General features: G+C 72.5%; 14 protein-coding genes, 3 pseudogenes and 2 riboswitches. Of the genes and pseudogenes, 8 read left to right on the top strand and 9 right to left on the bottom strand.

The genetic code is table 11. The features are described from left to right. Positions 1-11 precede the first annotated feature (11 nt). Genes egtD through egtA form a run of 4 tightly spaced genes read right to left on the bottom strand, consistent with a single transcriptional unit; the run spans position 12 to position 4349 of the window. Positions 12-974 carry an L-histidine N(alpha)-methyltransferase gene (gene egtD, locus OG758_RS07150; protein WP_326709183.1) on the bottom strand — a complete coding sequence of 321 codons (963 nt, stop codon included), beginning with the start codon at positions 972-974 and terminating at the stop codon, positions 12-14. Next, a complete protein-coding gene (egtC, locus tag OG758_RS07145) occupies positions 971-1726 on the bottom strand; it encodes an ergothioneine biosynthesis protein EgtC (protein WP_326709182.1) in 756 nt (251 codons plus the stop codon). The genes egtD and egtC overlap by 4 nt, the downstream gene beginning before the upstream one ends. Then, positions 1726-3060 (bottom strand): ergothioneine biosynthesis protein EgtB, encoded by a 1335-nt coding sequence (gene egtB / locus OG758_RS07140; protein ID WP_326709181.1) that lies wholly within the window; start codon positions 3058-3060, stop codon positions 1726-1728. Before egtB ends, egtC begins: the two co-directional genes overlap by 1 nt. Beyond that, positions 3057-4349, bottom strand: coding sequence for an ergothioneine biosynthesis glutamate--cysteine ligase EgtA (gene egtA / locus OG758_RS07135; protein ID WP_326709180.1), 1293 nt, complete (start codon positions 4347-4349; stop codon positions 3057-3059). The genes egtB and egtA overlap by 4 nt, the downstream gene beginning before the upstream one ends. A 216-nt stretch (positions 4350-4565) precedes the next feature. On the opposite strand from egtA, the pseudogene OG758_RS07130 reads away from it, so the two are divergent. After that, positions 4566-4937 (top strand): annotated as a pseudogene (locus OG758_RS07130) (TIGR02452 family protein); the annotation flags it as partial. Positions 4938-5047: 110 nt separating this feature from the next. On the opposite strand, the pseudogene tnpA reads toward OG758_RS07130, so the two are convergent. Further along, positions 5048-5327 (bottom strand): annotated as a pseudogene (tnpA, locus tag OG758_RS48850) (IS200/IS605 family transposase); the annotation flags it as partial. 48 nt (positions 5328-5375) lie between these two features. On the opposite strand from tnpA, the gene OG758_RS07120 reads away from it, so the two are divergent. Next, positions 5376-6695, top strand: a complete 1320-nt coding sequence (locus OG758_RS07120) for an RNA-guided endonuclease InsQ/TnpB family protein (RefSeq protein ID WP_326709178.1) — start codon at positions 5376-5378, stop codon at positions 6693-6695. 34 nt (positions 6696-6729) lie between these two features. After that, positions 6730-7215, top strand: a pseudogene (locus OG758_RS07115) (TIGR02452 family protein); the annotation flags it as partial. Here the strand turns inward: OG758_RS07115 and OG758_RS07110 are convergent. Next, the gene (locus tag OG758_RS07110) at positions 7190-7648 is read right to left on the bottom strand and encodes a type II toxin-antitoxin system PemK/MazF family toxin (protein ID WP_326709177.1); all 459 of its coding nucleotides are present in this window, start codon (positions 7646-7648) and stop codon (positions 7190-7192) included. The pseudogene OG758_RS07115 and the gene OG758_RS07110 overlap by 26 nt on opposite strands. Before the next feature lie 519 nt (positions 7649-8167). Further along, positions 8168-9589, bottom strand: a complete 1422-nt coding sequence (locus tag OG758_RS07105) for an amidase (protein WP_326709176.1) — start codon at positions 9587-9589, stop codon at positions 8168-8170. Positions 9590-9735: 146 nt separating this feature from the next. Between OG758_RS07105 and OG758_RS07100 the strand changes: the two genes are divergently transcribed. After that, a complete protein-coding gene (locus tag OG758_RS07100; RefSeq protein ID WP_326709175.1) occupies positions 9736-10779 on the top strand; it encodes a LacI family DNA-binding transcriptional regulator in 1044 nt (347 codons plus the stop codon). 113 nt (positions 10780-10892) lie between these two features. Then, positions 10893-12329, top strand: a complete 1437-nt coding sequence (locus OG758_RS07095) for an aldehyde dehydrogenase family protein (RefSeq protein WP_326709174.1) — start codon at positions 10893-10895, stop codon at positions 12327-12329. A 129-nt stretch (positions 12330-12458) separates the two neighbouring features. Here the strand turns inward: OG758_RS07095 and trxA are convergent, their stop codons facing one another. Then, on the bottom strand, positions 12459-12863 hold the full coding sequence (gene trxA, locus OG758_RS07090; RefSeq protein WP_326709173.1) for a thioredoxin: 405 nt from the start codon (positions 12861-12863) through the stop codon (positions 12459-12461). 127 nt (positions 12864-12990) lie between these two features. Between trxA and OG758_RS07085 the strand changes: the two genes are divergently transcribed. Beyond that, entirely contained in the window at positions 12991-14415 is a 1425-nt protein-coding gene (locus OG758_RS07085; protein WP_326709172.1) for a dihydrolipoyl dehydrogenase family protein, read from the top strand. Between the two features lie 73 nt (positions 14416-14488). Here the strand turns inward: OG758_RS07085 and metE are convergent, their stop codons facing one another. Further along, positions 14489-16807 (bottom strand): 5-methyltetrahydropteroyltriglutamate--homocysteine S-methyltransferase, encoded by a 2319-nt coding sequence (gene metE, locus OG758_RS07080; RefSeq protein WP_326709171.1) that lies wholly within the window; start codon positions 16805-16807, stop codon positions 14489-14491. A 166-nt stretch (positions 16808-16973) separates the two neighbouring features. Then, a riboswitch (cobalamin riboswitch) is annotated at positions 16974-17197 on the bottom strand. Between the two features lie 103 nt (positions 17198-17300). Continuing rightward, a riboswitch (cobalamin riboswitch) is annotated at positions 17301-17498 on the top strand. A gap of 146 nt (positions 17499-17644) precedes the next feature. Between metE and OG758_RS07075 the strand changes: the two genes are divergently transcribed. Further along, positions 17645-18640: an ABC transporter substrate-binding protein gene (locus OG758_RS07075; RefSeq protein WP_326715833.1), complete on the top strand. Its 996-nt coding sequence runs from the start codon at positions 17645-17647 to the stop codon at positions 18638-18640. Then, positions 18637-19731: a FecCD family ABC transporter permease gene (locus OG758_RS07070; protein ID WP_326709170.1), complete on the top strand. Its 1095-nt coding sequence runs from the start codon at positions 18637-18639 to the stop codon at positions 19729-19731. Before OG758_RS07075 ends, OG758_RS07070 begins: the two co-directional genes overlap by 4 nt. The last annotated feature ends 7 nt before the right edge of the window (positions 19732-19738 follow it).

The raw sequence follows: 19738 nt of genomic DNA, 5'->3' as shown, positions 1-19738 counted from the left end.
CTCCCCGGCCGTCAGTCGACGCGGCTCAGGGAGAGCGCGAAGCGGTTCTGCGCGTCCGTCCACCAGTGCGTCATGCGCAGCCCCGCGCCCGCCAGTTCGGCCCGCACGCCCTCCTCGCGGAACTTCGCCGAGATCTCCGTGCGGATCTCCTCCCCGTCCTCGAAGTCGACCGCGAGGCCGAGCGCCGGGATCTTGACGGTCTGCGCGGCCGTGGAGCGCAGCCGCATCTCGATCCACTCGTTGTCCGCGTCCCACAGGGCGACGTGCTCGAAGGCGCCCGGATCGAAGTCGGCGCCCAGGTCACGGTTGATGACGCCGAGCACGTTCTTGTTGAACGCGGCCGTCACGCCCGCCGCGTCGTCGTACGCCGCGACGAGGACCGACTCGTCCTTCACCAGGTCCGTGCCGAGCAACAGCATGTCCCCGGGCCGCAGCAGGGCGCGTACGGCGGTCAGGAACGTGGCGCGCTCGGCCGGCAGGAGGTTGCCGATGGTGCCGCCGAGGAAGGCGGCCAGGCGCGGCCCCGGGGCGTCCGGCAAGGTGAGCGCCAGCGTGAAGTCGGCGATCAGCGCATGGATGCGCAGCCCGGGGCGTTCGGCGCCGAGCGCCTCGGCGGCGCCCCGCAGCGCGCTCTCGCTGACGTCCACGGGGATGTATGTCTCCAGGTCCGGCAGGTCGTCGAGCAGATGGCGGGTCTTGTCCGACGAACCGGAGCCCAGCTCGACGAGGGTGCGGGCGCCCGTGGCGTCGGCGATCTCCTGCGAGCGGGCCAGCAGGATCTCCCGCTCGGCGCGCGTCGGGTAGTACTCGGGCAGGGTCGTGATCTCGTCGAACAGCTCGCTGCCGCGCGCGTCGTAGAACCACTTGGGCGGCAGCGTCTTGGGCGTGCCGGTGAGGCCGCTGAGGACATCGGCGCGCAGGGCGGCGCCGGTGGCGTCCTCGGGCAGGGTGCGGGTCAGCTGGTACGGGCTCACGCGGTGGGCTCCTTGAGCGGGGTCAGCAGGACGTCGGTGCGGCTCGCGGCGAGCAGGGTGCGGTCCGGCACCTCGCGCCAGTGCGGATCGTCGTCGTAGGGCTCGGAGGCGACGACGGTACGGCGGCCGGGTTCGGTGAGATACCAGAGGCTGTCGCCCCAGGCGGTCGCGGTGATCGTCTCGCCGTCGGTCAGCAGGAGGTTGAGGCGGGATCCCGGGGCGGCCTCGGCGACCTCCAGGACGGTGTCGGCGAGGGCCTGCCCCTGGTCGTCGCCCGAGCGCAGCCGGTACAGCAGCAGCGCCCACACGAACGCCGAGTCGCAGCGGGCCTCCAGGGACAGCAGGTCGACGGGCGGCACCGCTGTGGTCAGCGGGGCGAGCGAGCGCGGCCAGCCGGTCACCGCGCCGTTGTGGGAGAACAGCCACGGGCCGCAGGCGAACGGTGCCGCCGCGGCCTCACCGTCCGCGCCGCCGAGCGTGGCGTCGCGGACCGCGGCGAGCACGGCCCCCGAGCGCACGACCCGCGCGAGGTCGGCGAACGACTGGTCGCCCCAGATGGGCCCGGCCCTGCGGTAGCGCGCGGGCACCGGGTCCCCGTCCGCGTACCAGCCCACGCCGAAGCCGTCGGCGTTCACGGTCCCGTGCCGCTGACGGCGCGGCTCCCAGGACTGGCGCAGCAAGCTGTGGGGCGGCGTCACGAGCACGTCGCCGAGTGGCGCCGCAGGGCCCAGGTAGGCCAGTTGCCGGCACATCAGGCACCCTCCCCGTCGCGCGCGGTGCGGAACCCGGCGAAGATCTGCCGGCGCACCGGGTAGTCCCAGTTGCGGAACGTGCCGCGGCAGGCCACCGCGTCCACGGCGAACGAGCCGCCGCGCAGCACCTTGTGGTCCGGGCCGAAGAACACCTCCGAGTACTCCCGGTACGGGAAGGCCACGAACCCCGGGTACGGCAGGAAGTCGCTCGACGTCCACTCCCACACGTCGCCGATCAACTGCCGTACGCCCAGCGGCGATTCCCCCGCCGGATAGCTGCCCGCCGGGGCCGGGCGCAGGTGGCGCTGGCCGAGGTTGGCGCGCTCCGGCGTCGGGTCCGCGTCGCCCCACGGGTAGCGCATCGACCGCCCGGACGCGGGATCGAAGCGGGCCGCCTTCTCCCACTCGGCCTCGCTGGGCAGGCGCCGGCCCGCCCAGCGCGCGTACGCGTCGGCCTCGTACCAGCTGACGTGCACGACGGGCTCGTCCGGCGGGACCACCTCGGTCACCCCGAAGCGGCGCCGCAGCCACTGCCCGGCCTCACGCCGCCAGAACAGCGGGGACCGCAGACCGTTGTCCCGCACCAGGGCCCAGCCCTCGGGCGTCCACCAGCGGGAGTTGTCGTAGCCGCCGTCGTCCATGAAGGCCAGATACGCGCCGTTCGTGACCGGCGCCGTGTCGATGTGGAACGGCGGGACGAGGCGCGCGTGCGCGGGACGCTCGTTGTCCAGCGACCACGGCTCGGTGGTCGTCCCCATCGTGAACGGGCCGCCGGGCACCAGGACTTCGGACGGTCCGCGGAACGCCGGCGAGACGGGGTCGGGATCCGGGGCCGTCAGGGCCGGAGCGCCCGCCCGGAGCTGATGGGTGATCAGCATCGTCTCGTCGTGCTGCTGTTCGTGCTGGGCGATCATCCCGAACGCGAACCCCGCCTCGGTGAGCCGGGTGCCGTGGAACGGCGTGCTCTCCAGGACGTCGAGCGCGCGCCCCCGCACCTCGGCCGCGTAACCGCGGGCCTCCTTGGGTGCGAGCAGCGGCAGCTTCGGCCGCTCGGAGCGCGGGTGCTCGAAGGCGTCGTACAACGGGTCGATCTCCGGGCGCATCGCCTCACGGCCCGCGACCGCGCGCAGGAGCCACTGCTCCTCCTGGTTGCCGATGTGCGCCAGGTCCCACACCAGCGGCGACATCAACGGCGAGTGCTGTGCGGTCAGTTCGGGCCCCTCGACGCAGCTCGTGAGCAGCGTCGTGCGGTCCCGCGCGGTGAGCAGCGCGGTCCGCGCGCGCTCCCGCAGTGCCTCGGGGTCCGGGGCGGTGTCTTCGCTCTGTGCGGTCATGAGGTGACGGTCCTCCCGGGGGCGGGGGCATCGATGTGGTCGAGCACGTCGTCGGCGGGGCACCGGCCGCGCACGACATAGCGGTCCATGAAGGCGGAGACGGTGGCCAGCACCCCGGGGGATGCGCCGAGCCTCGGCAGCGCGTCGAGCGCCGCCGCGAAACAGGTCACGGCCGCCTCGGCGAGCTCGGGGTCCGAAGGGCCGAGCCGCGCCGCGTCGCGCCACAGTTGATTGTGCGGCGCGGGCAGCGGGCCCGCCCGTTCGGACAGCGGCTTCACGGTGCGGTACGCGGTCTCGGCGGCCTCCGGGTCGTCGAACAGCGCGGTCGTCACGGCGAGCGGCACGATCCAGCCGTCGTCGCCGGGCTGGGCGTCGATCATGCGCAGTTCGAGGTGGCCGCGCGGGCGCACCGGCGGAAAGAGGGTGGAGATGTGGTAATCGACGTCACCGCGCGTGGCGGGCCGCGGCCCACCGGTACGCAGCCACGTCCGCAGCGACATGCCGTCCGGCACGTCCCACGGGCCGCTGTCCTTGCGGACGCACAACACCGGCGCGTCCAGGACATGCCGGACCCAGGCCTCGCGCGGCTCCGCGTCGAGGGGTGGTGCCCCGGACCGGCCGGGGTCGATCTCCTCCCATACGGCCTGGCGGGTGGAGCGCCAGCCGGTCGGACGCCCCCACAGCATCGGTGAGTTGGCGAACGCCGAGACCAGGACGGCGCCCAGCAGATGCGAGAGCCGCCAGCGCCTGCCGTGGCCGAGCGGCCCCGGCTCCTCGTACCCGGCGTCGAGGCAGACCTGCACGGACGCCGACGAGCACATCATGGCGCGGCCCGCCGGCCCGGCCCGGTCGAGCCAGGTCTCCATGGCGTCGTAGCGCGGCTCGTGGAGCAGCCGCCGCGGCGGGCGCCAGGGATCGGTGCCGAGCCCGGTCAGCGCGAACCCATGGGCGGCGAGCGCGGTGCGGACCGCTGTCAGATCGGCCGAGACGGCCGAGACGCAGTCCATGAGCGATGCGGCGGGCAGGGAGCTGAGCTCCAGCTGACCGCCGGGTTCTACGGTGAGCGCCGAGCTGAGGGGCAGGGCGCCCAGTGCGGCGTACGCCGCGTCGAGCCGTTCGGGTGGCAGGGGGAGCCGCGGCCTGCGCGGCTCGTGGACGAGCCATTCCACTTCGACACCCACCGTGCGAGGCGGTCCGGTCTTGAAGCAGATCCCGCGGACCAGCGCCTCGACGTCGGCCTCGGTGACCAGGGCCGCCGCGCCGAGCTCCGTACAGTCTCCTTCGGGCATGTTCAGGATCCTCCTGATCTGTACGCCTTCATAGTCCCCGGTAGGGGCCAAGCCGTCGACTCGACGGGGATGGGCCGGGCCGGGGCAGTGCTCGTACCACCCAAAACCCTCGCGGCGAATCGCACAAGAGTGCCCCTCGGAGAGTGAAAATCTGTTGCTCGTGGTGTCGCCCGGCGCACATCATGCGTTCATGAGATCGACCACGGGGGAGCGGGCGTGAGCGCCCGGCTGCGGGGGATCGCGCAGCAGACGGAGGGCATCGTCGCGGCGGGGCGGTACACGGCGCCGGGCGGCGCGGTCGTGCCGATCGCGGACGCGGTGGCGGCCGCGCGGGACGCGACACGGACGTACGGACCGGCTCCGGTCGAGGTGCCCGAGCCGGGCCGGCCCGCGCAGACGGCCGTCGAAGTCACCGGCGAGTCCAGCCTGGAGGCCGCGCGCCGCCTGGTCACCGCCGGGCAGAACCCCGTCGCCGTCCTGAACTTCGCCTCGGCACGCAACCCCGGCGGCGGCTATCTCAACGGCGCGCAGGCCCAGGAGGAAGCCCTGTGCCGGGCCTCGGCCCTGTACACGTGCCTGCTGCGGGCCGCGACTTCTACCTTTTGATCTTGGTCAGTGCTCCGGCGTTTACGCCGGGGGTGAAGGCCGTCTCAGGACTGCGCTGACTCGCGGGTGAGCACGGGTCGGCACTGTTCACCTCAGCCTGCGGGGCACTTCTGGTTCTCGATGTACTGGCGTACGACGGTCGGGGGCGCACCGTCACAGCTTCTGGCGAAGTAGGAGCGGACCAGGAGTGGCCGCCCCACAGGTAGCGGCGGATGTGCGCGTCGTACTCCTGGCGCAGACGCCTGGAGGAGACGGAGTTGATCAGCTTGGAGAGCTGGGCCTCGGGCTGTAGTGCGCGAGCGGGTGCACGTGGTCCTCCTCGCTGTTGAACTGCTTCAGTTTGGCCTCGAAGTCCGTGCACACCTCTCGCATGCGGATTCCATCACGGTGACATAGACAAACTGTAGGATCGTGATCACCGTGGGTGAACTCGGTTTGGAGAAGCGGCAGTTCGGGCATCGTGCCCGACTGGCGCTGTCGGCTGCCGAGCATCTCCTCGTCGACGAGCAGGCGCACGCCGCGCGCACGGTGTGGAACTGCCTGCACGCGTGGTGGCAGATGATGCCGAGGCACATGCGGACTCTGGCGAACGCGGACGCCGCGATACGCCAGGCCCGCAAAGAGATCGATTTCCTCGCCGTCCTTCCTGCGCAGGCCGCGCAAGCGGTGCTCAAGACGTACTTCCAGGCCTGGAAGAACTTCTGGGACGGCCGCGTTGACGCTCCGAACTTCAAGGGCCGGTTCCGGTCCGTGATGAGCGTGGACATCCCGCAGGGCCGTGACCTCCAGATCAAGCGGGTACACCGCCGCTGGGGCATGGCCAACATCCCCAAGGTCGGCCGTGTCCGCTTCCGCTGGACCAAAGACCTCCCGGTGGGCAACAAGGCGAACGCCGACGACCGGATCACCGGGGCACGGCTGGTCAAGGACCACCTGGGATGGCACATCGCCTTCCGCGTGCAGAGCTTCGAAGCCAAGCCCGCATCCCACCAGGGGGCGCAGGTCGGAATCGACGCCGGGGTGAACCTGCCACTCGCCCTCTCGGACGGCAACCACCAGGACCACGGGCGTGCGCCTCGCCTCCCGGATGGCAGCGCCGACCGTGACAAGTGGCTGAACACCGAGGAAAAGGGCAAGCTCCTGCGCCTTGAGCGCCGGGCCGCCCAGCGCAAGACACACCGCAAGCCTGGCGAGCGCACCAGCCGCCGCCTGCACCACACCTATGACCAGATCCGGGGGTTGCGCGCAAAAGCCACGCGACGACACCAGGACTGGCAGCACAAGACGACCACCGCCCTCGCCCAGAAGTACGGCGTCATGGTGGTCGAAGCACTCACCATCACGAACATGGTCAAGTCCGCTCGGGGCACCATCGCCGAGCCGGGGACAGGCGTCGCCCAGAAGGCCGGACTCAACCGCTCCATCAGCCAGGAGGCATGGGGCAGGACGGTCACGATGCTGACGTACAAGGCCGGCCGGTACGGCGGCACCCTGCAGAAGGTGCCCGCCGCGAACACCTCGCGACGCTGTTCCGTCTGCGGCTTCATCACGCCCGGCAGCCGGGAGGACCAGGCCACGTTCGTATGCAAGAACCCGGACTGCGGATGGTCGGGCAACGCCGACCACAACGCGGCCCGGAACATCTTGCACCTGTACCGGATGGGCCACGCGCTCATCCCGGCTGCCGGGAGGGCAGTCGTCAGGCGTGACAAGCGCGTCAAGCCCGCCACCGCAAGGTAGACGGGAATCTCCTTCCTGAGCTTGCGAAGGGAGGAGAGCACTTCAAGACCACCACCGCGAGAACCGCGACGCCTTTTACACGGACCGCGTCATTCACTCGCCGGGCGTCCCCGTCTTCCGCGACGACCGCGGACGGCTGCTCGACGAGCCGTACGCCGTCGGCTTCCTCACCTCGCCCGCGCCGAACGCGGGCGTCATCCGCCGCCACACCCCGGAGCGGGCAGGGGAGATAGCGGGTGCTCTCGCGTCACGGGCGGAGCGGGTCCTGGAGACGGCCGCGGCCCACGGCTACCGGCGCCTCGTGCTCGGTGCCTGGGGCTGCGGGGTCTTCCAGAACGACCCGGCTCAGGTCGCCGCCGCGTTCCGGACGCTCCTCGGCGAGGGCGGCCGGTTCGCGGGCCGTTTCGACCACATCGTGTTCGGCGTCCTGGATCGCACGCCGGACGCGCGGACCAGGACGGCCTTCGAGCGGGCCTTCGAGGCCCTGCCGGCGGTCAGCGCCAGCCGTACCGCTCCCTGAGGCGCAGCACCACGAGGTTGAACCGCATCCGGTCCAGGGCGCAGGCCTCACGCCGCATGCCCCGCTCGTGGACCCGCAGGACACGGTCGATCGCCACCCACGAGTCGCGGCCCGCGGCGTCCCACGGCCCGCTGCCGATCGGCACCCACTCCCTGTCCTGGTCGTGCCGCTTGCTCGACAGTTGTACGGCGAGCAGCGTGCCGGCGGCCTCCCTGGCGACGACGAGCACGGGGCGGTCCTTGCCGCGGCCGTCGTTCTCTTCGAACGGCACCCACGTCCAGACGATCTCACCGGGATCGGGGTCGCCGTCATGGGCGGGTGCGTACTCGGTGCGCACCCGGCCCACCTCGCGCGGCGCGGCCTCGACGGTGGCGGTGGCGCCGGCACGGCCGGGGTGCTCGTGGGCATGCGGGTCATCGATGAAGGCAGTCACGCGGGTCACGTTAGGGCCTGACCGGCCCAACCGGCAGAGCGGGCCCGGCCGGTGAGACACAGGGTTGGCGTATGAAGAGCCCCATTCCCGCCCGAGCCTTACATCGCATACGCCCGGGCCCCTGTCCCTCCTCGCGCTCACGGGTGCCATCATCCTTGCGCTGTGCGGCGCCGCCCTCGCCCCCGTTCGGGGCGACGCCGCGCCCCCGCCCGCACCGTCTCGGCCTGGCTTCCGTACTGGGACCAGGAAGGCGTGAAAGCGGCCGCCGGACTGGCGGTATCGGCCTGCGGAGCGAAGGTGGGACCAGAACCCGTTCTGGCGGAACGCGAAGAAGCAGGAAGCCACGGAATCCCGGCAGGAAGCGGTGCCGCGTAGCGGTACCGCAACCCGTGGGACGGCCAGAATCCTCGGGCTTCAGTCCGAGGAGCATGTCATGGGGTGCACCACACGGTGCTGTGGGCCCTCGACTTCGAGGACCCGGGCCTGTGGGCGGTGCTCGCCCGTGGTGCCTGAGCCGCTTCAGGAGCCGGTGCTCGGCCCCTGGTGATTTTCGGGCCACTTCTCGAACCACCGCTGATCTGCTTCGAGTTGGGCCGCCAGTGAGATGAGCCGCGGCTCGCTGTTCGCCGGGCCGAGCAACTGCGCGCCGACGGGGAGCCCGTCGCCGGTGAAGCCCGCGGGTACGTTCACGCCGGGCCAGCCGAGGACGTTCCACGGCCACGCGTACGGGCACGCCGCGATCATCGCCCGGTCGGTGCGCCAGCCGTTGAGTGACGCCATCGCGCCGATACGGGGCGGGGGAGTGGCCGTCGTCGGCGCGAGGACCACGTCGTACGTGCCGAAGACCGCGCCGACCCGGCGTTGGAGCGAGACCTCGGCGCGCCGGGCGAGCCGCAGCGGAGCACCGTCGAGGACCCGCCCCATGCGGGCGGATTCCCGGGTCCGCGCGTCGAGCAGGGCGGGGTCGGGAACGTCGCGCAACCGGTCCGCGACGCCTGCCGTGGCGCGCGGCACGAACGCGAGGCCGATCTGCCCGTAGCGCGGGTCGGCCTCCTCCACGTCGTGCCCGAGCGCGGCGAGCCGTTCCGCCAGCGCGACCACCCGGGCCCGTACAACGGGGTCCAGGCGCTTGGGAGTTGCGGTGAACGGCATGCGCAGGGAGAGCGCGACGCGCAGTTTGCCCGGCTCGTCGAGTGCCGCCTGCGCCGCCGCGATCCGCGGCGGACGGTGCAGGTCGCCGGCGTGCGAACCGCTCGCCGCGTCCAGGAGCAGCGCCGCGTCCTCGACGGTCCTGCCGAGCGTGCCGTTCACGGTGATCCCGTGGAAGGACTCCGCCCAGGGCCACGTGGAGATCCGGCCGCGCTGCGGCTTGATGCCGACGAGGTGCGTCCACGCGGCGGGGATACGGACACTGCCCGCCCCGTCCGAGCCGAGCGCGGCCGGCACGATCCCCGCGGCGACGGCCGCCGCCGATCCGCCCGACGAACCCCCCGGCGTGTGCCCGCGATTCCACGGGTTGCGGGTGTCGCCGAACGCGGGCCCCTCGGTGAACGGCCACTGCCCCAGCTCGCACGTGTTCGTCTTGCCGATGACGATCGCGCCGGCCGCGCGCAGACGGCGTACGGCCTCCGCGTCCTCGGTCTTCGGCGGGAAGTCACCGGGGCAGCCGAACGCGGTCGGCTCGCCCGCCACGTCCATGTCGTCCTTCACTGCCAGCGGCACCCCGAGCAGCGGCCGGCGTCCGCCCGCCGCGCGTTCGCGGTCCGCGGCGTCCGCCTCGGCGAGTGCGGCCTCCCCGCGGACCGTGCGGAACGCGTTCAGGGCAGGCTGCGTCGCCTCGATGCGCTCCAGGGCCTCCTCGACCAGGACGCGCGACGACACGTCCCCGTCGGTGAGCGCGCGGGCGGTCGCGGCGAGCCCGGCGGCACGGTCGGACGCCATGCGGACACCTCCTAGTACAGGACTCCGGAGCTCCGGAGCTTCGGAACGTCGAACGGCTGGGTGCACGCACGCTAGCGGCCGTGGGCCCCCACCGGTATGCCCGGCCGGGAACACGGCCGTACCCGTCTGGAAGGATGCGGTGCGTCATGGTGCAGATACCGAAGCAGCAGTCCGCCCGCACATCACGGGAGTCCGCCGCGCCGAGCCCGGCGCCGACGAGCGCCGACGTCGCCCGCCTCGCCGGGGTCTCGCGCGCCACCGTCAGCTACGTCCTGAACAACACCAGCGCCGTCAGAATCAGTGAACCCACCCGGCGCCGCGTCCACGAGGCCGCGAAGGAGCTCGGCTACGTGCCGCACGCGGCGGCCCGCAGCCTGCGCGCCGGACACACCCGCATCGTCCTGATGCCCTCCCCGAGCGTCCCCGCCGGCCCGCTCTACAACGCGTTCTTCAACGACCTCCAGTGGGCGCTGAGCCGCCTCGACTACACGGTCGTGCAGTACGGCAGCGTCAGTCTGCGCGGCGACGACGCGGCGCGCGCCTGGGCCGAGCTGCGTCCGGTCGCCGTCCTCACACCCCCTGACCTGGGTGCCGAGGGCGTCGAGGTGCTCCGCCGCTCCGGCGCCAGGGCCGTCATCACGCTCGGCCCGGAGCGCGCCGAGGGCGCCCACGCGCTGCTCATGGACCATCGTGAGGTCGGCCGGAGCGCGGGCGCCCACCTCGTCGAACGTGGCCGGCGCCGCATCGGCGTCGTCCTGCCGACGGAGCACGGCCTCGACCACTTCGCGCGGCCGCGCCTCGACGGCGTACGGGACGCGGTCCTCGGCACCGGCGCCGAGGTCTTCGAGCTGCCTCTCGCGTACGACGAGGAGTCGGCCGGCCAACTGGTTCCGGAGATCGGTGAGTTGGGGCTCGATGCCGTGTTCGCGTACAACGACGAGTACGCGATGCTCCTGATGCGGGCGCTCCAGGACGCGGGCGTCGGGATCCCGGAGGAGACTGCTGTCGTCGGGGCCGACGACCTCATGCTCGGGCGGCTGCTGCGGCCCCGGCTGAGCACGGTCCGTATCGAGTTGCCGTCCGGGCAGGAGCTCGCCGCGCTCGTCGACCGCCTGGTACGCGACCCGGGCGTCGTCACCGAGTCGCACGACATGCTCCGGGCCCGCGTCGTGGCCCGGGAGTCGAGCTGACGGCCGGGGTCGCGAGTGGCCCACGCGACTAGGATGTTGCGTGCTCAACAACATGGGTCGGCGCACCGCCCCGCGCGCCGCCCCGGAGATCAGTGACCGATCGGAGATCCGGCATGTCCCTGCTCGACCCGAAGACCTGGCAGGCCCGCCCGCTGTCGGGCGATGAGCATGTGGTCACGGAGCCCGCCACGGGGGAGCGCCTCGCCACCGTCACGCTCGCCTCCCCGGACGACGTCCGCGCCGCGGCGAGGGCCGGAGCGGCGGCCCAGGGCGATTGGGCCCGGCAGCCCCACTTCGCGCGCGCCGCCGTCCTGCGCCGCGCGGGCGACCTGTTCACCGAGCACGCCGACGAGCTGCGCACCTGGCTCGTGCGCGAGTCGGGATCCATCCCGGGCAAGGCCGACTTCGAGCTGCACGTCGCCGCCCAGGAGTGCTACGAGGCCGCCGCCCTCGCGTCCCGGCCCACCGGCCAGGTCCTGCCCAGCGAGGCGCCCCGCCTTTCGTACACGCGCCGCGTCCCGGCCGGTGTCGTCGGCGTCATCGCCCCGTTCAACGCCCCGCTCATCCTCTCCATCCGCTCCGTCGCCCCGGCCCTCGCGCTCGGCAACGCCGTCGTCCTCAAGCCGGACCCCCGCACGGCGGTCTGCGGCGGGCTCGCCCTGGCGGCCGTCCTCGCCGCCGCGGGCCTGCCGCAGGACGTCCTCCACGTGCTGCCCGGCGGGGCGGACGCGGGCCAGGCGCTCGTCGCCGACCCGGACATTCCCGTCATCTCCTTCACCGGCTCCACCGGTGCGGGCCGGGCCGTCGGTGAGGCCGCGGGGCGCCACCTCAAGCGGGCGCACCTGGAACTGGGCGGGAACTCCGCCCTGATCGTCCTGGCGGACGCGGACCTCGACGCCGTCATCTCCACCGCGGCCTGGGGCTCCTTCTTCCACCAGGGCCAGATCTGCATGACGACCGGCCGCCACCTCGTCCACGCCTCGCTGTACGAGGAGTACGTCGAACGCCTCGCCGCGAAGGCCGAGTCCCTCGCCGTCGGCGACCCGCACCGCGACCAGGTCCACCTCGGCCCCGTCATCGACGCGGCCCAACTCGCCAAGATCCACGGCCTGGTGCAGGCCAGCACGGCCGCGGGGGCGAAGCTCGCCGCGGGCGGCACGCACCGCGATCTCTTCTACCGGCCGACGGTCCTCGCGGGCGTCGACGACAGCACCCCCGCGTACGCCGAGGAGGTCTTCGGCCCCGTCGCACCCGTGCGGTCCTTCACCGACACCGACGAGGCGGCCGCGCTGGCCGCCGCGAGCCCGTACGGCCTCTCCCTCGGCATCGTCACCCGCGACCCCGCGCGCGGCCTCGACCTCGCCGAGCGCATCCCCACCGGCATCGTCCACATCAACGACCAGACGGTGAACGACGAGGCGGTCGCCCCGTTCGGCGGGGTCGCGGCGTCCGGCACGGGCGCCCGCTTCGGCGGCGAGGCGAACATCGATGCGTTCACCGAGACCCGGTGGACGACGGTGCGCGGCGACGTGGCGGGCTATCCGTTCTGACCCCGCGCACGAGCCCCGTTTCGCCCCCGCGCACGACCTCCGTTCCGAACCCCCGCACGCGAGCGTGAAACGGCCGCCGGGCCCGTACGGAGAGTACGGGCCCGGCGGCCGTCGGTATGGGGGGTGGCGTCAGGCCTGCTCGCCGCCCGCGCCGTCCTCGCCGGCCTTGGCCTGCTGCTCGGCGATCGACTGGCGCACCTCGTCCATGTCCAGCTTCCTGGCCTGGCCGATCACGTCGTCCAGGGCTTCCTGCGGAAGCGCCCCGGGCTGGGCGAACACGGCGACCTGGTCACGGACGATCATCAGCGTCGGGATCGACTGGATACCGAACGCCGACGCGAGCTCCGGCTGGGCCTCCGTGTCGATCTTCCCGAAGACCAGGTCCGGGTTGGCTTCCGCAGCCTTCTCGTAGACGGGCGCGAACTGCTTGCACGGCCCGCACCACGACGCCCAGAAATCGATCAGCACGAACCCGTTGTCCGTGACCGTCTGGTCGAAGTTCTCCTTGGTGAGCTCCACGGTGGTGCTGCTCATGATGTGCCCTCTTCCTGCTTCCTGGTTGCGGTGCTGAAGCCGCTGTTCACAACGGTCCCGGTAACGGACGTATTCCGCGCGCGTACCCGTGTGGCCCCGGCGCACACCTGCGACCACACTGGGGCCCATGACGGATGAGAACACATACGACGTGGTGGTTCTGGGCGCCGGGCCGGTCGGGGAGAACGTCGCGGACCGGGCGCGCGCGGCGGGCCTCAGTGCCGCGGTGGTGGAGAGCGAACTGGTCGGGGGCGAGTGCTCCTACTGGGCGTGCATGCCGAGCAAGGCCCTGCTGCGCCCGGTCATCGCCCAGGCCGACGCGAGGCGCCTGCCGGGCCTGCGGGAGTCCGTGCAGGGTCCTCTGGAGGCGGCCGCTGTCCTCGCTCGCCGTGATGAGTACACCTCACACTGGAAGGACGACGGCCAGGTGAGCTGGCTGGAGTCCATCGGCGCCGACCTCTACCGGGGCAAGGGGCGCCTCACGGGCCCCCGCCGGGTCACCGTCAACGGGCCCGACGGCACCGAGCACGTCCTCACGGCCCGCCACGCCGTCGCGGTCTGCACGGGCACGCGCGCCGCGCTCCCCGACCTCCCCGGCCTGGCCGACGTCGAGCCGTGGACGAGCCGCGAGGCCACCAGCGCGCAGAAGGTGCCGGGCCGTCTCGTCGTCGTGGGCGGTGGAGTCGTCGCCGCGGAGATGGCCACGGCCTGGCAGGCCCTCGGCTCGCAGGTCACGATGCTCGTACGGGGATCGGGGCTGCTGTCCCGGATGGAACCCTTCGCCGGCGAGCTGGTCACGCAGGCCCTCGTCGAGGCGGGCGCGCAGGTGCGGACCGGCGTCTCCGTCAAGGGAGTCACCAGGGAGGGCGGCACCGTCGTCACGACCCTGGACGACGGCTCGACCCTGGAGTCCGAAGAGATCCTCTTCGCCACGGGCCGCGCGCCCCGCACGGACGACATCGGCCTGGAGACCGTCGGCCTCGAGCCCGGCTCGTGGCTCCCCGTCGACGACAGCCTCCGCGTCGAGGGCAGCACCTGGCTGTACGCGGTCGGGGACGTGAACCATCGCGCGCTCCTCACCCACCAGGGCAAGTACCAGGCCCGTATCGCGGGCGCGGCCATCGCCGCCCGCGCCCAGGGAGTCCCGCTCCTGGAGACGGACCGCTGGGGCGCCCACGCGGCGACCGCCGACCACTCCGCCGTCCCGCAGGTCGTCTTCACCGACCCCGAGGCGGGCTCGGCGGGGCTCACCCTCGCGGAGGCCGAGGCGGCGGGCCACCGCGTCCGCGCCGTCGACTACGACATCGCCTCCGTGGCGGGCGCCGGCCTGTACGGCGACGGCTACCGCGGCCGCGCCCGCATGATCGTCGACCTCGACCGCGAGATCCTCCTGGGAGTCACCTTCGTCGGTCCGGGCGTCGGCGAACTCGTCCACTCGGCCACGGTCGCCGTGGCGGGCGAGGTCCCGATCGACCGCCTGTGGCACGCGGTCCCGTCCTATCCGACGGTGAGCGAGGTGTGGCTGAGGCTGCTGGAGACGTACCGCGGCTGAGGGATGTCCCTCTCTGCGCGTGGCTGTCCGGGCGAGACACGATGCCCCCCGCCCGGACAGTCTCATCCCGGCGTCAGGACGCGGAGAGTTCCCCGCGGACCGTGCGGGCCGCCGCGACCAGGTTCTCCAGGGAGGCGCGGGTCTCGGGCCAGCCACGGGTCTTCAGCCCGCAGTCGGGGTTGACCCACAGCCGCTCGGCGGGGATCGCCTCAAGTCCCTTGCGCAGCAGGGCCGCCGCCTCGCCGGCGCCGGGCACGCGCGGCGAGTGGATGTCGTACACGCCGGGTCCGGCCTCGCGCGGGTAGCCGTGGGCGGCCAGTTCGCGCGCGACCTGCATGTGCGACCGGGCCGCCTCGAGGCTGATCACATCGGCGTCGAGGTCGTCGATGGCCCGCACGATGTCCCCGAACTCGGCATAGCACATGTGCGTGTGGACCTGAGTGTCCGGCCGGACCCCGCTCGTCGTGAGCCGGAACGCCTCCGTCGCCCACGCGAGGTAGGCGGCGTGGTCGGCGGCGCGCAGCGGGAGGGTCTCGCGCAAGGCGGGCTCGTCGACCTGGATCACCGAAGTTCCGGCCGCCTCAAGGTCGTTCACCTCGTCCCGCAGGGCGAGCGCGACCTGACGAGCGGTGTCGGCGAGCGGCTGGTCGTCACGGACGAAGGACCACGCGAGCATGGTGACGGGGCCGGTGAGCATGCCCTTGACCGGGCGGCCCGTGAGCGACTGGGCGTACGTCGTCCAGCGCACCGTCATCGGCTCGGGGCGCGAGATGTCACCGGCGAGGATCGGCGGACGGACATAACGGGTTCCATAGGACTGCACCCAGCCGTGTTGGGTGGCCAGATAGCCGGTGAGCTGCTCGGCGAAGTACTGCACCATGTCGTTGCGTTCGGGCTCGCCGTGCACCAGGACGTCGAGGCCGGCCTTCTCCTGGAAAGCGATCACCTCCTGGATCTCGGCCCTGACGCGCTCCTCGTACGCGGCCGCGTCGATCCGTCCGGCCCGCAGTCCCGCCCGTGCGGTGCGCAGCTCCGCCGTCTGCGGGAACGAACCGATGGTCGTCGTCGGCAGGAGGGGGAGGCCGAGGCTGCCCCGCTGTGCCGCCGCGCGTTCCGCGTACGGCTGCGCGCGGCGGGCGTCCGCCGCCGTGACCGACGCGGTGCGGGCGCGTACGGCCGGGTCGCGGGTGAGGGCGGACGTGGTCCGGGAGGCCAGGTCCGCGCGGTTGGCGGCGAGTTGGGCCGAGATCGTGTCGGTGCCCTGCGTCAGACCGCGTGCGAGGGTGGCGATCTCGGCGGTCTTCTGGCGGGCGAAGGCGAGCCAGCGCAGGATCTGAGGCTCGATGTCACGCTCGAGAGCCGTGTCGACGGGCACGTGCAGCAGCGAGCAGGAGGCCGCCACGTCGACCCGGTCGGCGAGGCCGAGCAGGGTGCCGAGCGTGGCCAGCGACTTCTCCAGGTCGTCGACCCAGATGTTGCGGCCGTTGACGACCCCCGCGACCAGGCGCTTGCCGGGCAGCCCGCCGACGGCGGCAAGGGCGTCCAGGTTGGCGGCGGCCCTCTCGGTGAAGTCGAGCGCGAGCCCCTCCACCGGCGCCCCGGCCAGGACGGGCAGGGCCTCGCCGAGCCGGTCGAAGTACGAGGCCACCAGCATCTTGGGCCGGTCGGTGAGGGCGCCGAGGTCGCGGTAGGCGCGCCCGGCGGCGTTCAGTTCGGCCGGCGTGCGGTCCTGGACGAGGGCGGGTTCGTCCAGCTGCACCCACTCCGCGCCCGCCTCGCGCAGATCGGCGAGGACTTCGGCGTAGACCGGCAGCAGACGGTCGAGCAGGGTCAGCGGCTCGAAGTCGGCGGCCACCCCGGGCGCGGGCTTGGCCAGCAGCAGATAGGTGACCGGGCCGACGAGCACGGGCCGGGCCTGCAGACCCAGGGCGAGGGCCTCCTTGAGCTCGGCGACCTGCTTGGTGGAGTCGGCCGTGAACACCGTCCCGGGGCCCAACTCCGGCACCAGGTAGTGATAGTTGGTGTCGAACCACTTCGTCATCTCCAGCGGTGCCACGTCCTGCGTGCCGCGCGCCATGGCGAAGTAGCCGTCCAGCGCGTCGGCCTCGACGGCGGAGCGGTGCCGCTCGGGGATCGCGCCGACCATGACGGTGGCGTCCAGGACGTGGTCGTAGAACGAGAAGTCACCGGTGGGGACTTCGCCGATGCCCGCGTCGGCCAGTTCGTGCCAGTTCGCGCGGCGCAGGCCGGCGGCGGTCGAGCGGAGGGTGTCGGCGCCGACACGGCCCTTCCAGTAGCCCTCGATCGCCTTCTTGAGTTCGCGGGCGGGGCCCTGGCGCGGGTAGCCGTGCACGGTGGCCCGTGCTGCCGCGGCTGAGGACTTGGTGGTCACGGAGATCTCCTTCGCGAGATGAATCCCTGAGATCCCGGAGACGGGGCGAGAGCGCGAAGGGTGACACGGACCGGACGGTGCGGGCGCGTACGGCAGGGCACGCGCGCCCGTTCGGTGTGTACGCCGACCCGCCCTCGAGGTCACCGGGATATCCGCGCACGAATGGTTCACGCACGGGCAACGGGCAGGTCTTCGGACTCGCGGGCACGTCCACCCGATGTCGGGCGGACACCTACTGGCCGTCGCTTCCCAGCCCGATCCATCGGGCCAGTGCGTGTGACGGCGGTCGTTCCAGCTCACCGCTGCGGGGCAGTCCCGGATTCCCACCGGGTTCCCTCTTACGACGCTCCCGTCTGGCGGACGGGGCGAACCAGCTGCACCGGTCACCCTACGCACGCGGGACGGTCCGGCGCGAGCCCGCCCCGCACCGCGGACACCGGGCGAGAAGGGGCCGCCGTCTGGATTCGGGTGCCGTGGTAGCTTTCCAAGGCCAGTCGAACTCATGCCCGTCTGCCCCGCATTGCGCGGACTTGGACAGGTATGTGTCAGGGAATCCGGTGCGAATCCGGAGCTGACGCGCAGCGGTGAGGGTGACGGGCGGAGCATCGGCCACTGGACCGCACGCGGCCCGGGAAGGCGCCCCGTCCGCGTGATCCCGAGTCCGAAGACCTGCTGGCAGCCTTCGCGGGCTCCGGTCGGGGCGGCGGGGGAGACCGTGCGACCGGGCTCCGCGCTTGAGCCCTCGACATCGAGGAAGTCCCTGTGCCCTTCGCGCACCCCGTCACACGCCGTGGCTCCGCCCGCCTCATACCCCGTGCCGCGCTCACTCTCGCCGGGATGCTCGTCCTGGCCGCCTGCGGCGGGAGCGGCGAATCCGCCCGCACGCCCGCGGCTCAGGAGAGCACCGCCGGCCATCCCGTCGTACTCGACAACTGCGGTACGCGGGTCGAGGTGAAAGCGGCGCCCGAGCGTGCCGTCTCTCTCGACCAGGGCTCGACCGAGATCATGCTCGCGCTCGGCCTCGGCGACCGCATGGCCGGCACGGGGACCTGGACGGACCCCGTGATGAAGGGACTGGAGAAGGAGAACGCGAAGGTCGAGCGGCTCGCCGACCGTTATCCGTCCTTCGAGAAGGTCCTGGACACCGAACCCGACTTCGTCGCCGCCTCGTTCGGCGCCACGCTGAGCAAGGGCGGAGTGGCGCCACGCGACCAGTTCGCGAAGCTGGGCGTACCGGCGTACCTCTCGCCCTCCGACTGTGTCGGCAAGGACAACAGCGGCGGCGGTGACGGCGCCCGCACCAAGACCCTCGGCATGCAGACCGTCTACGGCGAAATCCGCGACCTCGCCGCCGTCTTCGACGTACGCGAACGGGGCGAGCGGCTCGTCTCCGCACTCAAGGCCCGCGTGAAGAAGGCGACCAGCGGCATCGACGCCTCCCGGACGACCCTCCTGTACTGGTTCGCCAACTCCGACTCCCCCTACATGGCGGGCTGTTGCGGAGCGCCCGGCGTCATCACCCGTGAGGTGGGGGCGAAGAACGTCTTCGACGACACCCGCGACGAATGGCCCCAGATCAGCTGGGAAACGGTCGCCGACCGGGACCCGGATGTCCTCGTCATCGGCGATCTCACGCGCCGCTCGCAGACCGCCGAATCCGCCGCGAAGAAGATCGAGTTCCTCGAGTCCAACGCCGTGACCAAGAACATGACAGCCGTGAAGAAGAAGCGGTACGTGCTGCTCAGCGGGCAGGCCATGAACCCGACGATCCGAACGGTGGAGGGTGTGGAGCAAGTCGCCGCGAAACTGCGGGCGTTCGGCCTCGCCGGATGAGCGTGGAAGCGCCGGCCCCACCCCCCGGGGCGCCCCCTGAGGCGGTGCCGTCATCCGCCACCGGGAAGCGGCTTCATGCGGTGCGTGGCGTGCTCGCCTGGCCATCCGGTTTCGCGGTGCTCATCGTGTCCGTCGCCCTGGCCATCACCATCGGCCCGGCCGACATCGGGATGACCGATGTCTGGTCGGCCGTGGCCGCCCACCTCGGCCTGGGCGAACCGCAGTTGACCCCCATCCGCGACGGCATCGTGTGGAACCTGCGGCTGCCGCGCACGCTGCTGGCCGCCGTGTGCGGCGCGGGGCTCGCGGTGTGCGGCGCCGTGATGCAGTCGCTGCTGCGCAATCCGCTCGCCGACCCCTTCGTCCTGGGCGTCTCCTCCGGCGCCTCGACCGGCGCGGTCCTGGTCGTCGTACTCGGCGTCGGCGGCGGCGCCCTGTCGGTCTCGGGCGGCGCCTTCCTCGGCGCGGTCGTCTCCTTCGCGCTGGTACTGGTGCTCAGCCAGGCTCTCGGCGGCTCCACCGACCGTGTGGTGCTGTCCGGGGTGGCCGCCATGCAACTGTTCTCCGCGCTCACCTCCGTCGTCGTACTGACCGCGGCGGATGCCGAGACGACGCGCGGCGTCCTGTTCTGGCTGCTCGGCTCGCTCGGCGGGGCGGGCTGGACCGACGTCCGGATGTGCCTGACGCTGCTCGTGGCGGCGCTCGTGATCTGCGTCGCACACGCTCGTACGCTCGACGCCTTCGCGTTCGGGCAGGACGCCGCCGCGTCGCTCGGCGTGAACGTGGCCCGCACCCGCCTGGTCCTGCTGTGCACGACCGCCCTGCTCACGGCGGCGCTGGTCAGCTCGGCCGGCGCGATCGGCTTCGTCGGCCTGGTGCTGCCGCATGCGGCGCGGGCCCTGGCGGGTCCGGGGCACGCCCGGCTGCTGCCGGTGACGGCGCTGGCAGGCGCGGTCTTCCTCGTGTGGGTGGACACGCTCGCCCGCACCGTCCTCGACCCGCAGGAGGTACCGGTCGGCGTGGTGACCTCGCTGATCGGCGTACCGGCCTTCGTCCTCGTCCTGTACCGCACCCGGAGTCTGCGCCGATGACCGTTCC

Origin of the sequence: Streptomyces sp. NBC_01474 (assembly GCF_035918215.1) — a bacterium.
GTDB classification, from domain to species: domain Bacteria; phylum Actinomycetota; class Actinomycetes; order Streptomycetales; family Streptomycetaceae; genus Streptomyces; species Streptomyces aureus.
Note: the sequence above shows the minus strand (reverse complement) of the source record. Positions and strands in the feature narration are given on the sequence as shown.